Consider the following 16,691-nt stretch of genomic DNA (forward strand, 5'->3'; position numbering starts at 1 on the left):
GCCGCTGTCTTTAGCGCTACTATTCTTACCCACCGTGAAGTTGTTTATTACTGCCAGCCTGTTAGTCGTGCTGATCGGCACGAGCTGCCAGCACGATTCGGCCACCGCCCAGCCGGGCGGTGGCACTTATGCTACCGCCGCCAGCCAGACCATCGAGGCCGCTGATGTTGCCGATGAAAGCGTCCGCGAAGCCGCCCGCCTGGCCTACGCCGAGGAAGTATTGCGGCGCAAAAGCACCCGGCAGCTGCCCAGCCACCTGCGCCGCCGCCGCTACCAGGCCCTCAAAGTATTGCACAAGTACCGCACCACCGGGCAAGTGGTAGTGCCCGCCGCGGCTCCCGGCCTGCTCGATCCGCAGGGCCGCCCCGCTGCCCTGGGCTACCTGATGCAGCAAACCGGCCGCCCCGAGCTGCCGGAGCAGCTCAACCGCCACTACCACGCCCCCATCAGCGCCATCGACGACGCATCCCTACGGCACTGGGTGCGCATGTCGGGCCTAACGATGGAAGAATGCGCCATGATTCAGGGCGCACGCTGAGCAGCCGGCGGTAGTGCATAAGCTGTTTGGCAAACCCGTCCCGGGCGTGCCTCTCGGCCCCGCAGGCCGCCCGTAGGCTGACCACCCGGCCAAGGAGGGCGTTTAGCCGCGGGGCGCGTTACGGACCCGAATCAGCTCGGCGGCCACGCTGATGGCTATTTCCTCGGGCGTGCGGCTGTGAATGGGCAGCCCGATGGGCGCGTGTACCCGGGCCAGCTGCGCCTCCGGGTAGCCCTCGGCCCGCAGCTCCCGGCGCATGGTCGTAATCTTGGCCGCGCTGCCCATCACCCCGAGGTAGGCAAACGGCCGCCCGAGCAGCTGCCGCAGCGCCACCCCATCGGTGCGGTAGCCGAAGGTCATCACCACCACGTACTGATGGGGGCCATCGGCAATGGCCTGCCCGAGGACGCCGTAATCGACGGTGCGTTTGTCGTGGGCGTAGGGGTTGAGCTGCAGCGTGTTCAGGCCGCTGCGGTCATCGAGCACGGTGAGGCGGAAGTCGAGGTGGGCCACCACTTGCGAGAGGGCCAGTCCCACGTGGCCGCCGCCCACGATGGTGAGCTGGTCGCGAAAGCCCAGCATTTCCACGTACTGCCAAGCATCGGCGGCATCGTCGGCGGGGCGGTGCAGGCCGGGCGCGCGGGGCGGCGCGCCGGCGGCGGCCTGCAGCTCGCCGCGGGCCGTACAGCGCAACCAGGCGGGGTGGTGGTGCTGCAGGGCGTCGGCCACGAAGCGCAGGGTGGGCAGGTGGTCTTCGTGCAGCGGCAGCAGCAGCAGCGTCTGCTGCCCCGAGCAGATCATGCCCGAGCGGTTGTGCGGGGCTTCGCCGCGGTGAACCTGCTCGCGCAGCAGCACTTCCCGGCGGCCGTCGGCCAGGCCGTGGCGGGCCAGCTCCACGAACTTGTGCTCCATGATGCCGCCCCCGATGGAGCCCACCATGCTGCCCGGCGCCACGCTCATCTTGAAGCCCTGCCGCCCCGGGCTGGAGCCGCTGCTGCTCACCACCAGCAGCAGACTGACCGGAATGCCGGCGCGCAGACACGCAATGGCGTGCTGCCATACCAGCAGGTCGCGTGGAACGGAAGGCGAAGCGTTAAAAAGGTCCAAGGTGGTGGGTGAATCCAACTGCAAGGAAGCATTTTATGGGCAAAAAATAGGATATCGGCGCGGGCAATTTCACCCTGGCAAGGCCCCGCGGCTCGGCCGGCTTGCGCCGGCCAGGCAAAAACAAGCGCCCACCGCCCGCCCGGCACTTAGCCGGGCGGGCGGTGGGCGCAGGGCCGGCTAAGTGCCGGCGCTACGAGGCGGCGGTGGGGGCGTGTTGAGCAGCCGGGGCCGCGGCCGACACCCCCGCCGGGGCGTAGAGGCTGGTCAGCACTTTCTCGGGGGTGATGGGAGCCGAAAAGGCCGGGCGCACGTCGGGGCGGAAGGCGCGCACGGCGTTGCGAATGGCGAAGTAGCCGCCCAGGCCGTACATCAGCGGCGGCTCGCCCACGGCTTTGGCCCGCAGAATGGCGTTGGGGTGGCCGGGCGTTTCCAGGAATTCCACGTCGAGCACGGCCGGCACGCTGTAGAGGTCGGGCACTTTGTAGGTGCTCAGGGCATTGCTGAGCAGGCGGCCGTCGGCGTTGTAAATCAGCTCCTCCATGGTCATCCAGCCCAGCCCCTGCACCAAGCCGCCCTCGATCTGCCCCCGGTCGATGCCCGGCGTGAAGCTCTGCCCGAAGTCGTGCACCAGGCGCACCGCGTCCACGTCGTAGGTACCGCGCACGGCGTCGACGGTGGCCTGCACCACGGCCGTGCCGTAGACGTGGTAGGCGAAGGGGTGGCCCTTTTCCTGGCTGGCGTCAAACCACAGGTCGGGCGTGGCGTAGTGGGCGTTTTCCGTCAGGCTCACCCGCTTCCAGTAGGCCGTCGACACCAGCTTTTCCCAGTTGGTTTCGGCGGGCGTGCCGGCGGCCAGCACCTGCTCATCGTGAATGTCCAGGCCCTCGTAGTTCATCTGCAGATCCTCGGCGGCGTGGCGCAGCAGGCGGGTGCGCAGCTCGCGGCAGGCCATTTCCACGGCTTTGCCGTTGAGGTCGGCCGTGGCCGAAGCCGCGGAGGGCGAGGTGTTGGCCACGCGGGTGGTGTTGGTGGCTTCCAGCCGCACGCGGCTGGCATTGATGCCCAGGGTGCGGGCGGCCACCTGAATCATCTTGGTATTCACGCCCTGGCCCATTTCCACCGCGCCGGTGCTGATGCCCACCGAGCCATCGGTGTAGATGTGCACCAGCGCCCGGGCCTGGTTCATGGCCGTTTTGGTGAACGAGATGCCGAAGCAGATGGGCATCACCGCCAGCCCGCGCTTTTTCGTCGCATTCCGGGCGTTAAAGGCGTCGACTTCGGCCTGCCAGCCCGCCAGGTCAAACTTCTGTTCGGCCGTCTGCCAGCTTAGCCCGGCGTTGCAGGCCTCCACGCGCTGCCCGTACGGAAACACCTGCCCGTCCTGCAGCAGGTTGCGCCGCTGAATTTCGTAGGCCGGCACACCCAGCTGCTCGGCCGCCTGCGCAATGGCCGACTCGATAACGAACATGCCCTGCGGCCCGCCGAAGCCCCGGAAAGCGGTGTTGGGCGGCAGGTTGGTGCGGCAGCTGTAGGCCGTGGCCCGCACGTTCGGAATGAAGTAGGTATTGCAGGCGTGAAACAGGGTGCGCTCCAGCACGGCCGGCGAGAGGTCGGCCGCGGCGCCAGCGTTTTGGTAGAAGGTCACCTCGTAGGCCAGCAGCTGCAGGTCGGCCGAAAGGCCCAGCTTGAAGTCGGAGGAGTAGGGGTGGCGCTTGCCGGTCATGCGCAGGTCGTCGTGGCGGGGCAGCACCAGCTTCACCGGCTTTTTCAGCACGTAGGCGGCCAGCGCGGCCAGGGCGCCCCAGGTGGTGGCCTGGTCTTCCTTGCCGCCGAAGCCGCCGCCCAGGCGCACCACGTCCACTTCCACCTTGTGCATCCCGGTGCCGAGCACCCGCGCCGTGTGGCGCTGCACGGCCGTCGGGCCCTGGGTGGAGGAGTGCACCCGCACCCCGCCGCCGTCGGTGGGGTAGGCGTAGGCGCCCTGCGTTTCGATGTAAAGGTGCTCCTGCCCGCCGCTGTCGGCCGTGCCCTCGATAACGTGGGCGCAGTCGGCCCAGGCCGTGGCCGGGTCGCCGAGGCGGAAGGTGCGCGGCGGCACAATCAACTCGCCCTGCGCCTGCGCCACCCGCGGGTCGGTAATGACGGGCAGCGGCGTGATGTCGGCCTCGATGAGCTGGACGGCAGCGCGGGCCTGGGCCTCGGTTTCGGCCAGCACCAGGGCTACCGGCTGACCCTGAAAATGCACGTGGCCCTCGGCCAGCAGCGGCTCGTCGGGCACGATGCCGCCAATCTGGTTTTCGCCGGGAATGTCCTCGGCCGTGAGGATGCGCACCACGCCGGGGGCGCGCCGGGCGGCCTGCAGACTGAGCCCGTCGAGCACGCCGTGGGCCAGCGGGGAGCCGAACACGGCCGCGTGCAGCGTGCCGCGCTGCACCGGAATGTCGTCGAGGTATTGGGATTCGCCGCGCACGTGGCCGGCAGCGTCGAGGTTGTGCATGGGAAGGGGGCGTGTTTCGTTGTGCGTTTTGGGCTTTTCGGCCGGGGCCGAAGCCACGCTACAGGCCCGGAGCTGGCGCAGCCGTGCCGGGCTTCGCTCAGGCAACCGAAAGCCGCACGGTCCCAACGGGCCAATGGCGGCGAAAAACGAACAACGAGTAACGAAAAACGAAGATTTAAACCAGCTCCTGCAGCGTCAGCTGCTGCGGGAAATGCTCCAGGAAGTGGGCGTACAGCAGCTGGCGCAGCAGCAGGCGCTTGTACTCCGAGGTGCCGCGGGCGTCGCTGATGGGGCTGATTTCCTGCTGGGCCAGCTCGTTGGCGGCGCGCAGCGTGGCGGGCGTCAGCGGCTGACCGGCCAGCCACTCGGAGGTGCGCCGCAGGTAGAGCGGCGTGGGGCCCACGCCGCCGGCCGAGAGGTGCGCGTCCTGAATCACGCCATGCAGCACGCGCAGGCGGGCGGCCGAGTTCACGCTGGCAATGTCGAGGTGGGTGCGCTTGCTGACTTTCTCGAAGTTGAACACCTCCTCGGCCGTCGGCGGGCGGAAGCTGATGGCCACCAGCTGCTCGTCGGGCTGGCGGTTGAGCTGCTTGTAGCCGCGGTACAGCTCGCGCAGCGGCAGCCGGCGTGCCTGGCCGGCGGCGTTCTGCAGGGTCAGCTCGGCGTCGAGGGCCAGGAAGAAGATGGTCAGGTCGCCGATGGGGGAGGCGTTGACGAAGTTGCCGGCCACAGTGGCCATGTTGCGAATCGGCGTGCTCGACACCAGCTTGAGGTGCCGGCGCAGGCGCGGAAACCGGCTCTGCAGCAGCTCGGAGGCGCGCAGGTCTTCCACCGTGGTGGCCGCGCCCAGCGTGAGGCGGCCGTCGGCTTCTTCGCGGATAAAGCAACGCTCCTGCTGGCCGTAGAGTAATTGCACTTCGGCGGCCAGTACCTCGTCGGCGCGCTGCACCAGCAGGTCGGTGCCGCCGCCGAGCAGGTAGCGGGCCGCGTCGGCCTCGAGCTGGCCGCCGGTGCGGGCGGCTACGTCGGCCACGGTGGCGGCGCGCAGCTCGGCTAGGCGTTCGGGCATCCGCTCGAAATAAGCCGGCACGAAGCCCTGCTGCACCAGCCACTGCAGCCGCGCCGGGGCCGCGTCGCGCTCCAGCAGCTGGGCCGTAAGCCGGTCGGCGGCCCGCTCCAGGGACTTGTAGCCCGTGCAGCGGCAGATGTTGCCGTCGATGCTGGCGCGGGCGTCTTCCGGAGTGGCCGCGCCGCCCAGGCAGTGCCCGGTCAGCGACATCACGAAGCCCGGCGTGCAGAAGCCGCACTGGGTGCCGCCCTCGGCCACAATGGCCTGCTGCACCGGCGTCAGGGCCGCCGCCGGCTGGCTGATACCCTCCACCGTGACGATGTGCCGGCCGTGGGCGTTGCCCAGGGGCGTGAGGCAGCTGGTCATGGACTGGTAGCGCACGACGGGCTGCCCGCTGGCGTCGGGGCGCAGCTCGCCCACCAGCACGGTGCAGGCGCCGCAGTCGCCCTCGCGGCAGCCGATTTTGGTGCCGGTCAGGTGCTGCTGGTAGCGGATGTAATCGAGCAGGGTGCTGCCGGCCCGGTGGGTGGGGCGCACGAGCTGGTCGTTGAGGTAAAACTGGAGCATAGGGAAAGCGCCGCCGTGGGGCGGATTAGCAATATAGCAATTCCGGGAGCGGGCACTAAGCCCGATGGTTTAAACTTTGAGAATCAACCGCTATATTTTTTGCGTAAACAGAAATATGCCTAACTTCTAAGCCCTAACACCTCATTGCCCGCGCTGCGCATATGAAACCCACTTGTACTGCTGCAACTGTATTTCTCGCCCTGCTGCTCAGCAGCTGCTTTACCGCCCGCGAAGGGCGCATCGAATCCGACTACAGCTACGCGGGCAACTTCCGGCACTACCGCACCTTCGCCTTCCTGCAGGGCGCCGACGGCACGGCCCGCGACAGCGCCGCCATGCTCGATGAAACCGTGCGCGACGCCATCCAGACGCACCTGCGCGCCCAGGGCTACAAGCTCAACCAGCGCCGCCCCGATTTGCTGATTTCCTACCGCGTGTTCGACGGGGCCATGCGCTTCACCGGCTACAACCAGCCCGACCTGATGCAGTGGGTGCGCAAGGAATCGGTGGAAGACGACGAGACGCCCACCGACGAGCGGCAGGGCTACGACCGGGTGCGCTACCTGCTCAACGACGGCACGCTGCTCATCACCCTTATCGACCACAAAAACGGCCGCGCCGTGTGGCAGGGCTACGCCTCCAACGTAACGGCCCGGCAGGGCGCCCAGGCCAGCATCATCATGCGCCGCGCCGTGCGCTCCATCTTCGACCGCTACCGCGTGCTGTCGGAAGACTACCAGAACGAACCGCAGATGCGCTAGGGGCCTCGCCCCCCGGCCCCCTCTCCAAAAGAGAGGGGGAGCTTGACGTCAATAAAAAAGCGGCCGCCATAAGCATGATGCTCATGGCGGCCGCTGTCGTTACATTTCATTTAAACTTGTCCCTATTGGGCCGCGGATGTTTCCTGTAGCGGTCCGCCCAACCTGCTGACGTCAGGCTCCCCCTCTCTTTTGGAGAGGGGGCCGGGGGGTGAGGCCCTTACCGGTTTTTGCCGGCCGGAATGCGAAACTGCAGGCCCAACGTCGGCAGGATGGTGACGCCTTTGAGCTTGGTTTCCTTGTTGTTGAGAATCTTGTAGGTGCCGAAGTTCTGGTAGTAAATGGCCAGCGCCGGCAGGAAATAGGCGTAGCGGTAGCCCACTTTCAGGTTGACGAAGCCGCCGATGGCCCCGTAGCTGCGCCGCTCCAGCAGGTTCGGAATGCGGTCGGTGACGCGGTTGGAGCCGGGAATGTAGTTGAAGATTTTGCCGGGCTGGAAGCCGTATTTCAGGAAGGTGCGGCTGTAGACCAGGCCGTACGACACGTTGCCGATCTGCTCTTCGGGCCCGAAGGAGGTGCTGAACACCAGCGGCACCAGCAAATCGACGCGGCGGGCGGTGAAGCCCAGCAGCTTCTCGGTGTCTTCGAGAAAGGGAATGCTCGGCAGCTTGGCCTTCTGGGTGGAAAACTGCAGGCCCACGCTGCCGTACATGTCGCCCGACTGGCCCTGGGGCTTCTCGGGCGTGCCCAGCGGCCCCATAAACTGGTACATGGCATCGAAGCTGTGCGCCCCGAACGAATACTTGTAGCCCACGTCGACGCGGTTGAGCAGGCCGTAGCGCACGTAGAGGTCGGAGGTAGCCACGGTCGGGTCGAGCACGTAGGCCAGCGCGGCGGCCTGCACCCGGTCGAGGCCCTGCTCGTAGCGGATGGTGTCGCGGTTGATGGCCTGCTGCACCACGTCTTTGGCCGCTCCGGTGATTTTGCCGATGGAGGCCGTGCCGATGTTGAAGCCCAGGTTGCCGCCGGCCTTGAACTGGCCTTTGGGCGTGACTTTGCCCGACGAAATAATGGAGCGCGGAGCCGAGCAGGCCCCGACGGCCAGCAGCAGTGCGAAGGGCAGCAGGCGGCGGAGAGAAGAAAGGAGCATAGAAAGGGGAGAAAGTCAGCGGGAAGCAAAGCGCGAATATCCAAAAAGCGGGCCGGTCTTGGTAGTGCGTTGGCCCGCGGCACCGTTTTCGGCACCTTTGCGCCCAATGATACTCGTTGTGCTCGTTTGGTTGGTTGCGGCCCTTGGCACCACCGCGCTGGGCGTGGGCGCGTGGCGCCTGGCCGGCCGCTTGGGCGTGCGCGGGGCCGGGCAGCTGCCCGCGCCCGAGTGGCTGAGCCTGACGGGTGGGGCCCTGCTGACGGCCGCCCTGCAGCTTTACTCATTGGCCGCCCCGATTGACGCGCGGGCACAGCTACTATTCGGCCTCGGCCTGGCCGTCGTGCTGCTGCTGAACCGCCGCGCCTGGTGGCAGGCTGTGCGCCGGTCGTGGCCCGCCCGCTGGAGTTCCGCTGAGCGTCTGGGCGCGGTGCTGCTCCTACTGCTGCTCGGCTGGCTGCTGACCTTCGCCGCGCAGGCGCCCACCAACTACGACGTGGGCCTGTACCAGCTGCAAACGCTGCAATGGACCGAGCAATTTGCCGCCGTGCCCGGCCTGGGCAACCTGCACGGCCGCTTGGCTTTCAACTCCAGCCTGTACCTGCCGCTGGCTTTGTTTCGGGCGACGACGCCCGTCGGCCCGGCCTACGCGCTCAGCGCCTACAGCTACGCCCTGCTGGCCGTGGCGGCGGTACGGGCCCTGGTGGCCGGCCTGCGCGCTCCGCAGCCCGATGCGCGCCGGGTGTGGGCGCCCCTGCTGCTGCTGCTGCTGCTGGTGTACTCGTTTCAGGTCTGGCTCTCGTCGGTTACTTCCGACTGCACCACGGCCGCGCTGCTGGTGCTGCTGTTCTATTACTTCGCCCAGCACCCGCCGCTGCGCGCCACCGAGGCCCAGCGCCTGTTGCTGACCTTGCTGGCCGCCTGGGCTGTCACGCTGAAGCTCTCGGCGGCACCGGTGCTACTGCTGCCGCTCTACGCCGCGCGGGCCGCCCCGGAGTCGCTGCGTTTCGGCCGCCGCTGGGGCGGGCCGCTGGCGCTGGGGCTGCTGCTGGCCCTGCCCTGGCTGACGCGCAACGTAGTTTTGTCGGGCTACCTGATCTACCCGCTGCCAGCCATTGATTTATTCGACGTCGACTGGAAGCTGCCGCTGGCCTACGCCCGCATGGAGCATAATATGATTGTGAACCTGGCCCGCAACTCGGCCGAAAGCCCCTACGCCGCGCCCCACCAGACGCTGTGGCAGTGGTGGCCGAACTGGTGGGCCCCGATGGTGGGCTTCCCCGGCGCCGTGGTGGTGGCCGCGCTGGCCTCGCCACTGGTGGCCGCGTGGCGCTGGCGGCGGCCGCGCACCGCCGCCGAGCAGGGCTGGGCCGGCGGCTGGCTGGTGGCCTGGGTGGGCAGCGTGTTCTGGTTTGTGGCCGCCCCCGATTACCGCTTCGGGGCGGGCTTTCTGCTGGTGGCAGCGCTGTGGCCCTGGCTGGGGCCCCGCTGGCCCGGCCCGGCCCAGGCGGGCCGGCTGCGCTACCTGCCGGGCCTGCTGCTGCTGCTTTGGGTGCTGCATAACCTGCGCGGCCCGCTTTACCAGCTGCGCCACAACCCGGCACGCTTTGCCCGGCGCCTGGTGTGGCCCGAACTACCCGCCGTGCCCGCCACCGTGGCCGTGCCTGTCGCGCCCGGCCTCCTCGTGCGCGTGCCGCGCGAGGGGTTTCAGTGCTGGGGGGCACCCTTGCCCTGCGCCCACTGCGCCGAAGCCGGCCTGCGCCTGCGCGGCCGTACGCTGGGCGAGGGTTTGCGGCGCACGGAGTAGGAGGGAAGCGGCTCACCCCACTGTCATTGCGAGCAAAGCGAAGCAATCCTTCCTCCAGTAGCACCGCCGAGGCAATCCTTGCTGCCCGAAAACGGCACCGCCGAAACTGCAGATGCCCGTTTCGGGCGGTGCTGCTTGTCCCGTTTGTGCCGCGAGGGGAAAGATTGCTTCGCTTCGCTCGCAATGACGGCGGGGTGAACCGTCTGCCAGCTCCGCCATTTCCTTGTTACTTGCTCGTCGTTACCTGATAATTGCCCGCATGAACATCCTCTACGGCGTGCCCGGCGAAGGGCTCGGCCACGCCACCCGCAGCAAAGTCGTCATCCGTCACCTGCTCGACGCCGGCCACGAGGTGCAGGTGGTCAGCAGCAGCCGGGCCTACAAGCTGCTGGCCGACAACTTCCCCGGCCGGGTGCGCGAAATCAAGGGCTTTCACCTGGCCTATAAGGAGCTGACCGTGTCGAAAAGCCGCACGGCCGCCCTCACGCTGCGCGCGGCGCCGGACAATCTGCAGCTGAACTTCCGCCGCTACCGCGACCTGCTGGCCGACTGCTGCCGCTTCGACCTGGTCATTTCCGACTTCGAGTCGTTCAGCTACTTCTTCGCCAAAACCCAGCGCCTGCCGGTCATCAGTATCGACAACATGCAGATTATCAGCCGCGCCCAGCTCGACGTGCCGATTCCGCGGGAAGAGCGCGGCAACTTCGAGCTGGCCCGGGGCATCGTGCGCGCCAAGCTGCCCCGCTCGCGGCACTACTTCGTCACCACCTTCTTTCGCCCGCCCGTGGCGAAGCCCGACACCACGCTGGTGCCGCCCATCATTCGCCCCGAAATCGTGGCCCAGCAGCCTACGCGCGGGCAGCACGTGCTGGTGTACCAGTCGAGCACCAACCAGCGCGACCTGGTGAGCCTGCTGCAGCAGCTGCCCGGGCAGCAGTTCCGCGTCTACGGCTTCAACCGCGACGAGGAGCACGGCAACGTGCAGCTGCGCTCCTTCTCCGAAGCGGGCTTTATCGACGACCTGGCCTCGGCCCGCGCCGTGGTGACCAACGGCGGCTTCTCGCTGATTTCCGAGGCCGTGTACCTGCACAAGCCCGTCTGCGCCATTCCGATTCCGGCGCAGTTCGAGCAGTGGCTGAACGCGGCCGAAATCGAGCGGCTGGGCTACGGCCGCCACTTCCCGGCGCTAACTCCGGACAACCTGAAGGCGTTTTTGTACGACCTCGCGCCGTTTGAGCAGGCGCTGGGTGAGTACCGGCAGGAGGGAAATGAGGAGCTGTTCCGGGCGCTGAATGCGGAGTTGGTGCGGGTAATGTCGGACCACTAGGGTGGTAGCAGGGCAAGTCAGTATGTTGACAATGATCAGAAGCTGTTTTTGTTAAAATTCGATTGTGATGGACGCAGCTAAATTTAATTACTGGCTATTCAAAATAGTATGTGTGGTGCCGATAGTGGTAGGATTGCTGCTTTGTAAAGCATCGATAGATGCTCAATTGATGATTAATAGATTGGTGAAGTCAGGTACTGTAGTTGATGGTGTAATAAATATTATATCTGAAAATAATACGGTGGACGAATCTTCTACTATATATACTGCTGAGTACGAGGTTGCCGGAAATTTGTATCAAGTAAGCAATAAAGTTTTGATAAAGAGTGATACTAACCAAGTAGGGAGAAAGGTTAAAGTTGTTTACAATCCTCATGATCCGACCGAATCAATAATATACAATACATCAGAGGTTGGATTGTATGGTGCTTTTATGGTTATTGGTTTTGCTCTGGTGGTGCTGGGTTTACTAGGTCTAAAATTTTTTAAACTAAGTAATAAAGTATCATACGATTGATGATTGACTGGCGCATAGATAATCTTGTCAGGCACAAGGATTGAAAGCGAAAAGGTAGAAGAAGTCACTAGTGCGCCTTTCATCCCGCCCGGTTTGCCTAATTTCCGGCTTGATGACGCTTCGCCCCGCCACCGCCCTCGCGGCCCTCGGCCTGCTGCTCGCGGCCTGTTCCACCGGCCGCACCCCGCAAGCCGCCGCCCCGCTCAACCAATTCGCCGCCGACAGCACCCTGCGCCGCATCGCCACGGCCCAGGACCAGCGCCAGACCCAGGCGCTGCGCCCCTTCCTGCACCACCCCAAGGCCCGCTACCGGCAGGCCGCGGCCCTGGCCTTTGCCTCGGTGCAGGACCGCGCCGCACTGCCCGACCTGCTCGGCGCCCTTTCCGATGCCAACGTGGAGGTGCGCCAGGCTGCGGCCTTCGCCCTGGGCCAAGCGGCCGACAGCGCCGCCGCCGCGCCCCTGGCCAGCCAGCTCGGCACCGAAACCGATGCCCGCGCCCGCCGCTACGAGCTGGAAGCCCTGGGCCGCTGCGTGGGTCGGGGCGGGCTGCCCTTGCTGCTCCAGCTGCCCCGAACCGCCACGCCCGCTGATACCCTGCTCACCATCGGGCAGGCCTGGGGGCTGTACCGCGCCGGTCTGCGCGGGCTGACCTCCGAGGCCGCCGTGCGCCGCACTGTCAGCTTGCTGAGCCGCCAGCAGCCGTTTTCGGCTCGGCTGGCCGCCGCCCACACCCTGGCCCGCACCCCGCGCCTCGACCTGACGGCCTACCAGGAACCCATTACGGCCGCCGCCACCACCGACCCGAGCTACGCCGTGCGCTCGGCTGCCACCAGCGCCCTGGGCAAGGTGAAGGCCGCGACGCTGGCGCCCGTGCTGGCCGGCATCCTGCGCCGCGACGCCGACTACCGCGTGCGCGTGGCCGCCCTGCGCGCCCTGAACGCCGCCATGTACGCCCCGGTGAAGGAAGCCGCCTGGGCCGCCCTCGACGATGCGCAGAACCAGGTGGCCGTCACCGCCGCCGAGTTCTTCCTTGCCCATGCCACCGGCGAAACCGGCCGCCTGTTCCTCGACAAAGCCGCCCGCATGACGGCCTGGCGGCCCCGCGTCGTGGTACTGGCCGCCGCGCTGCACCATGCTTCGGCCGCCGAGAAGGAGGGCATCCGCACCGCCATTCAGCAGCGCTACACCGCCGCCACCGATGCCTACGAGCGGGCCTTTCTGCTGAAAGCCCTCGGCGAAGATCCGGCCGCGTTTGCCTTCGTCGAGCAGGCCACGTTTGCCCCGAACCAGCCGCCGGTGGTCAGCACCTACGGCATCGAGGCGCTGGTGGCCCTGCGCAGCCGCCCCGACTTTCCCGAGGGCCAGCAGCCGCTGTTCGTGCGGACGCTGGAGCGCGCCATCAGCAGCGACGACGTGGCCCTGATCGGGACGGCGGCCGGGGCGCTGAAGGAGGAAAAGCTGAACCTGCGCCGCGACTTCCGCAACCTGGCGCTGCTGCGCACGGCCCAGCAGCGCATCCGCCTGCCCCGCGACGTGGAAGCCTGGCAGGCCCTGCAGCAGGCCCTCGATTACCTCGAAGGCAAAACCACCCCGACGCCCACGCCCAGCGCCGCCGCCCAGCATCCCATCGACTGGGCGCTGGTGGAGACGATTCCGGCCGGGCAGCGCGTGCGCGTGAGCACGGCCCGCGGGCCGGTGGTGCTGCGCCTGCTGGTGGAAGAGGCGCCCGGCTCGGTGGCCAGCTTCGTGCAGCTCATCCGCCAGGGCTTCTACGACGGCAAGAACTTCCACCGCGTGGTGCCCAACTTCGTGGCCCAGGGCGGCTGCCCCCGCGGCGACGGGTGGGGCGGCACCGACTACACCCTGCGCTCCGAATTTGCGGACCGGGGCTACCTCACGGGCGCCGTGGGCCTAGCCTCGGCCGGCAAGGACACCGAGAGCTGCCAGTGGTTTATCACCCACAGCCCCACGCCCCACCTCGACGGCCGCTACACCATTTTCGCCGTCGTGGAAAGCGGCATGGACGTGGTGCACCGCCTCGACATCGGGGACCGAATCGACAAGGTGGAGCTGCTGCCCACGGCCGCCGGCGTCCGATAGTGCGGCCAGCAGTAAATGCCAACGGCCCGCCGAAACACGTTTCGGCGGGCCGTTGGGCGTTGTTGGGGAGTCCGGCGACTATTCTACCCGCAATTGCCGGGCGCTGCTCAGCAGGCCTCGGCCGCTCACGCGCACCACGTACAGGCCGGGCTTCACGTGGCCGGCCAGCTGCAGCTCCAGGCGCTGGCCCACGACAGGCGCCGTGGTCGTCCACACCGTGCGGCCCACGGCATCGAGCACTTGTACCGTGGCCTGCGTGGCGCTGGTAGCGGGCAGCTGAATGGTCAGCTCGTTGCGCGTCGGGTTCGGGTACAGGGCCAGTTGGCCCTTGCCGCCGGTCAGCTGCACGGCCACCACCGACGAGTATTTTGCCTGGCCGTCGAAGTCGACCTGGCGCAGGCGGTAGTACACCACCTCGCTCAGGCCCGAGGCGTCGAGGAAGCTGTACTGCTGGGCGCTGGTGGTGGTGCCGTGCCCGGCCACGAAGCCCACCCGCTGCCATTCGCGGCCGTTGAGGGCGCGCTCCACGTCGAAGCCGCGGTTGTCCTTCTCTTGGGCGGTGGTCCAGTACAGGCGGGCGCGGCCTTCGCCGGCGGCTTCGGCCCGGAACGAGGTCAGCTCCACCGGCAAGGGGTTGATGGGGGAGGTGGAGCCGAAGGTGAACGGCCCGAAGCCGCCTACCGGGCCGGCCGAGGCCACGGAGCCCGCGCCGGCGCTGCCCGTGGTGCCGCCGTTGCCCTCGCTGAGCCACTGGCTGCCGTCGAAGCGGGCCACGCGCAGCTCGGGCAAGGAATTGATGCCGCTGCGGCCGCCGTCTTCCCAGTACAGGCGCACGGCCACCGCGCCGCTGCCGGCGGGGCGCTCCAGGTTCCAGTATTCCACCCGGCTGATGGTGGCCAAGCCCGGCTCGGCCGCCTGCGAAGCGTAAGCCTGTGCGAAGTACTCGGCCGTGAAGGTGCTGCTAGCCGTGGGCGCCGAAATGCCCAGGCGGGCCCACACGCCGTTGCGACCCAGCGGAAACACGAAGGCCGTGCTGCCCACCTTGCTCACCGGCCCTTGCACGTAGCTGCCCGCGTTGCCCTCGGTGCTGCTGCTGCCGGCGGCTAGGGTGAGCAGGCTTGTGGCCGAGCTGTTGATGAAGCCGGCCGTGAGCGTGAGGCTGCCGCTGAGCGTGAGCGGAGCGCCCAGCGTGAGGGCCTTACCGCTGCCGTTCAGCGTCAGGTCGCGCAGGGTCAGGGCGGCGTTGGTTTGCAGCAGCGTAATGTTCTTGGTCACCACCACCGATTCGTTGTAGGTGCCGCCCTCGGCCTCAATGGTGCCCCCGTCGAGGATGGCCACGGCGGCCTCCTGCAGGTTGCCGGCGGGCAGGGCATCGGGCACGTTGGCGGCCACGCGCAGGTAGCTCAGGTCCGGCTGAAAGCCCGTTTCCACCGACACGTCGGTTTTGCTGTTCAGGAAGGGGCTGAACTGCAGCCGGCCCGTCGGGGCCAACGACGATACTTCCGTGAAGCTGCCGGTGAGCGTGCGCACCAGTCCGCCGGTGCCGCTGGCGCCGCGGATATCGGCCAGCACGTTGCTGCCCAGCCAGTTCAGGGCCGCGTTGGCCGGGTTGGTCAGGTTGATGGCCCGAATGCTGACCACGTCGCAGGTATCCACCAGGTTTTCCTGCACCATCACCCCGCTCGATACCAGCAGCTGGTTGCGCGGAATGTCGAAGTAGGGCGTGGCCTGCTCGGAGGTGGTAGCGGGGCGGTCCTGCACCTGAATGCCCAGCTGACAGCGCGTCACCACGTTGTGGCGCACCTGGTGGTTGCTGCCCTCCAGCACGATGCCGAAGCCGCTGCGGTTGAGCAGCGCAAACGCCGTGGAGCGGTAGCCGCGAATGGTGTTGCTTTCAATCCAGAGGCCGCTGGTGGTCAGATCGTCGTTGTAGCTGGGGCGCCCGGCAATCAGCCGGTCCCGGTCGACCACGGCAATGGCGGCGTTGTCGGCCACCAGGTTGGTGGGCTGCGCCAGGCCCCGCGTGATGCGGTTGCGGCGCACCACGAAGCTGCCCGGGCCGCTGTCCAGCCCGGTTCCCGTGCACGATTTCAGCTCCAGCCCGTTGTCGGCGTTGTCCTCGATGACGTTGTCCTCGATCAGCGCCCCGATGCTGGTGTAGGTACCGCCCGCGTCGCGCTGGCCGGCCACTTTCAGCAAGGCCAGGGCGGGGCCCAGGTTGCCGTAGAAGCGGCAGCCGCGCACGATCAGGCCGGAAGTGGCGCGCTCGTTCACGTCGATGCCGGCGCGGCGGTTCTGCTCGAAGGCCGAGTTTTCGATGAGCAGGTTGTTCTTATCGGCTCCGGCGTCGGCGCCGTTGAAGAACAGGCCCCGGCCGTAGTTATTGCCGCTGACGGAGGGTGCCCCGCCCCCGGCCGTCGCGCTCTGAATGCGCGTAAACCGGATGCTCACCCGCCGGAAGGTCAGGTTGCTCACGTTGCCGCCCAGCTCGATGCCCTGGCGGTAGCACTTGAACACGTCCAGGTCCTCAAACACCACGTTGCTGATCTGGCTGCCGGGCAGGCTGCCGTAGATGCCGTAATCGTAGCGGCGCAAACTTAGGCGGCTGATGCGGATGGGCTGGGCCGCAGTGCCGCTGGCCGCTACCGAAATGGCCGGCACCACGTCGTACACGTTGTCGGCTGTGCGCGGCCCGTCGCTGAAGATGGTGGCCGAGGCCGGGCTGCGGAGCGAGTCGCCCGCGCCCTGCAGGCTCACCGGCTTATCGATGATGACCAGCTGCTGGTAGCGGCCCGCATCCACGAAAATGGTGGCGCCGGGGGCCGCCGCCGCCACGGCCCGGTTGACGGTGGCAAACGGTGCCGACGCCGAGCCGGTGCCGGTAGCGTCGCTGCCGGGGGCGGAGGTATACACGTCGCCGGTGGTGGCCGCGTCGTTGACGTAAAGCGAAGATTGGGCTACCGTGCTGGTCGATGTCAGGCCCGCCAGCAGCGCCGTTCCCAAGGCAAGTATGGTTGGTTTCATAGCGGGAAAAAGTCAGGTTTTGCCCTCCCAAAACGTAACTGCCTATTTCCGGGTTGGTGCCGGAACGGACCGCCGCCGCGGCCGGCGCGCCGATGTTGCCCCTGCGTCCAGCAAAGGGCGTTTTTGCGCGGCCAAGCTTTAAAAATTTATTTCTAATAAGTTGATATTAATATAGTTACAGATTTTAATAAACAAAGAAAAAGCTGCCTGTTTTTTCGACGGGCAGCTTCTT

Annotated in this window: 11 protein-coding genes; 6 read left to right on the forward strand and 5 right to left on the reverse strand. The window is 67.1% G+C overall.

The window, feature by feature from the left end:
* Positions 1 to 34: 34 nt before the first annotated feature.
* The gene (locus DLM85_RS13575) at positions 35 to 538 is read left to right on the forward strand and encodes a hypothetical protein (protein ID WP_133257051.1); all 504 of its coding nucleotides are present in this window, start codon (positions 35 to 37) and stop codon (positions 536 to 538) included.
* A gap of 102 nt (positions 539 to 640) precedes the next feature.
* Here the strand turns inward: DLM85_RS13575 and DLM85_RS13580 are convergent, their stop codons facing one another.
* The 3 genes from DLM85_RS13580 to DLM85_RS13590 all read right to left on the reverse strand — a co-directional run bounded on the left by DLM85_RS13580 (position 641) and on the right by DLM85_RS13590 (position 5,778).
* The gene (locus DLM85_RS13580; RefSeq protein WP_165822137.1) at positions 641 to 1,645 is read right to left on the reverse strand and encodes an XdhC family protein; all 1,005 of its coding nucleotides are present in this window, start codon (positions 1,643 to 1,645) and stop codon (positions 641 to 643) included.
* A gap of 190 nt (positions 1,646 to 1,835) precedes the next feature.
* The gene (locus tag DLM85_RS13585; protein ID WP_111479105.1) at positions 1,836 to 4,142 is read right to left on the reverse strand and encodes a xanthine dehydrogenase molybdopterin binding subunit; all 2,307 of its coding nucleotides are present in this window, start codon (positions 4,140 to 4,142) and stop codon (positions 1,836 to 1,838) included.
* A gap of 175 nt (positions 4,143 to 4,317) precedes the next feature.
* Positions 4,318 to 5,778 (reverse strand): FAD binding domain-containing protein, encoded by a 1,461-nt coding sequence (locus tag DLM85_RS13590; protein WP_111478660.1) that lies wholly within the window; start codon positions 5,776 to 5,778, stop codon positions 4,318 to 4,320.
* Between the two features lie 161 nt (positions 5,779 to 5,939).
* Here DLM85_RS13590 and DLM85_RS13595 point away from each other — a divergent pair, with 161 nt between their 5' ends.
* A complete protein-coding gene (locus DLM85_RS13595) occupies positions 5,940 to 6,539 on the forward strand; it encodes a DUF4136 domain-containing protein (protein WP_111478661.1) in 600 nt (199 codons plus the stop codon).
* A gap of 217 nt (positions 6,540 to 6,756) precedes the next feature.
* Here DLM85_RS13595 and DLM85_RS13600 read toward each other — a convergent pair whose 3' ends face one another.
* Complete coding sequence (locus DLM85_RS13600; RefSeq protein WP_111478662.1) at positions 6,757 to 7,686, reverse strand: hypothetical protein; 930 nt, start codon at positions 7,684 to 7,686, stop codon at positions 6,757 to 6,759.
* A gap of 118 nt (positions 7,687 to 7,804) precedes the next feature.
* Here DLM85_RS13600 and DLM85_RS13605 point away from each other — a divergent pair, with 118 nt between their 5' ends.
* From DLM85_RS13605 to DLM85_RS13620, 4 genes are all read left to right on the forward strand, one after another.
* Positions 7,805 to 9,490: an LIC_10190 family membrane protein gene (locus DLM85_RS13605; protein WP_133257052.1), complete on the forward strand. Its 1,686-nt coding sequence runs from the start codon at positions 7,805 to 7,807 to the stop codon at positions 9,488 to 9,490.
* Between the two features lie 259 nt (positions 9,491 to 9,749).
* Positions 9,750 to 10,817: an MJ1255/VC2487 family glycosyltransferase gene (locus DLM85_RS13610; protein ID WP_111478664.1), complete on the forward strand. Its 1,068-nt coding sequence runs from the start codon at positions 9,750 to 9,752 to the stop codon at positions 10,815 to 10,817.
* Positions 10,818 to 10,884: 67 nt separating this feature from the next.
* A complete protein-coding gene (locus tag DLM85_RS13615; protein ID WP_111478665.1) occupies positions 10,885 to 11,334 on the forward strand; it encodes a DUF3592 domain-containing protein in 450 nt (149 codons plus the stop codon).
* A 112-nt stretch (positions 11,335 to 11,446) separates the two neighbouring features.
* Positions 11,447 to 13,435, forward strand: coding sequence for a peptidylprolyl isomerase (locus tag DLM85_RS13620; RefSeq protein ID WP_111478666.1), 1,989 nt, complete (start codon positions 11,447 to 11,449; stop codon positions 13,433 to 13,435).
* A gap of 78 nt (positions 13,436 to 13,513) precedes the next feature.
* Here the strand turns inward: DLM85_RS13620 and DLM85_RS13625 are convergent, their stop codons facing one another.
* Entirely contained in the window at positions 13,514 to 16,459 is a 2,946-nt protein-coding gene (locus DLM85_RS13625; RefSeq protein ID WP_111478667.1) for a right-handed parallel beta-helix repeat-containing protein, read from the reverse strand.
* Between the last annotated feature and the right edge of the window lie 232 nt (positions 16,460 to 16,691).

The organism is Hymenobacter edaphi, from assembly GCF_003258365.1.
Lineage (GTDB): Bacteria > Bacteroidota > Bacteroidia > Cytophagales > Hymenobacteraceae > Solirubrum > Solirubrum edaphi.

What these genes read in the sequence shown, in the direction of transcription:
- DLM85_RS13585 (WP_111479105.1), bottom strand. Translation starts at nt 4,142, where the DNA reads ATGCACAACCTCGACGCTGCCGGCCACGTGCGCGGCGAATCCCAATAC.
- DLM85_RS13590 (WP_111478660.1), bottom strand. Translation starts at nt 5,778, where the DNA reads ATGCTCCAGTTTTACCTCAACGACCAGCTCGTGCGCCCCACCCACCGG.
- DLM85_RS13595 (WP_111478661.1), top strand. Translation starts at nt 5,940, where the DNA reads ATGAAACCCACTTGTACTGCTGCAACTGTATTTCTCGCCCTGCTGCTC.
- DLM85_RS13600 (WP_111478662.1), bottom strand. Translation starts at nt 7,686, where the DNA reads ATGCTCCTTTCTTCTCTCCGCCGCCTGCTGCCCTTCGCACTGCTGCTG.
- DLM85_RS13610 (WP_111478664.1), top strand. Translation starts at nt 9,750, where the DNA reads ATGAACATCCTCTACGGCGTGCCCGGCGAAGGGCTCGGCCACGCCACC.
- DLM85_RS13615 (WP_111478665.1), top strand. Translation starts at nt 10,885, where the DNA reads ATGGACGCAGCTAAATTTAATTACTGGCTATTCAAAATAGTATGTGTG.
- DLM85_RS13620 (WP_111478666.1), top strand. Translation starts at nt 11,447, where the DNA reads ATGACGCTTCGCCCCGCCACCGCCCTCGCGGCCCTCGGCCTGCTGCTC.
- DLM85_RS13625 (WP_111478667.1), bottom strand. Translation starts at nt 16,459, where the DNA reads ATGAAACCAACCATACTTGCCTTGGGAACGGCGCTGCTGGCGGGCCTG.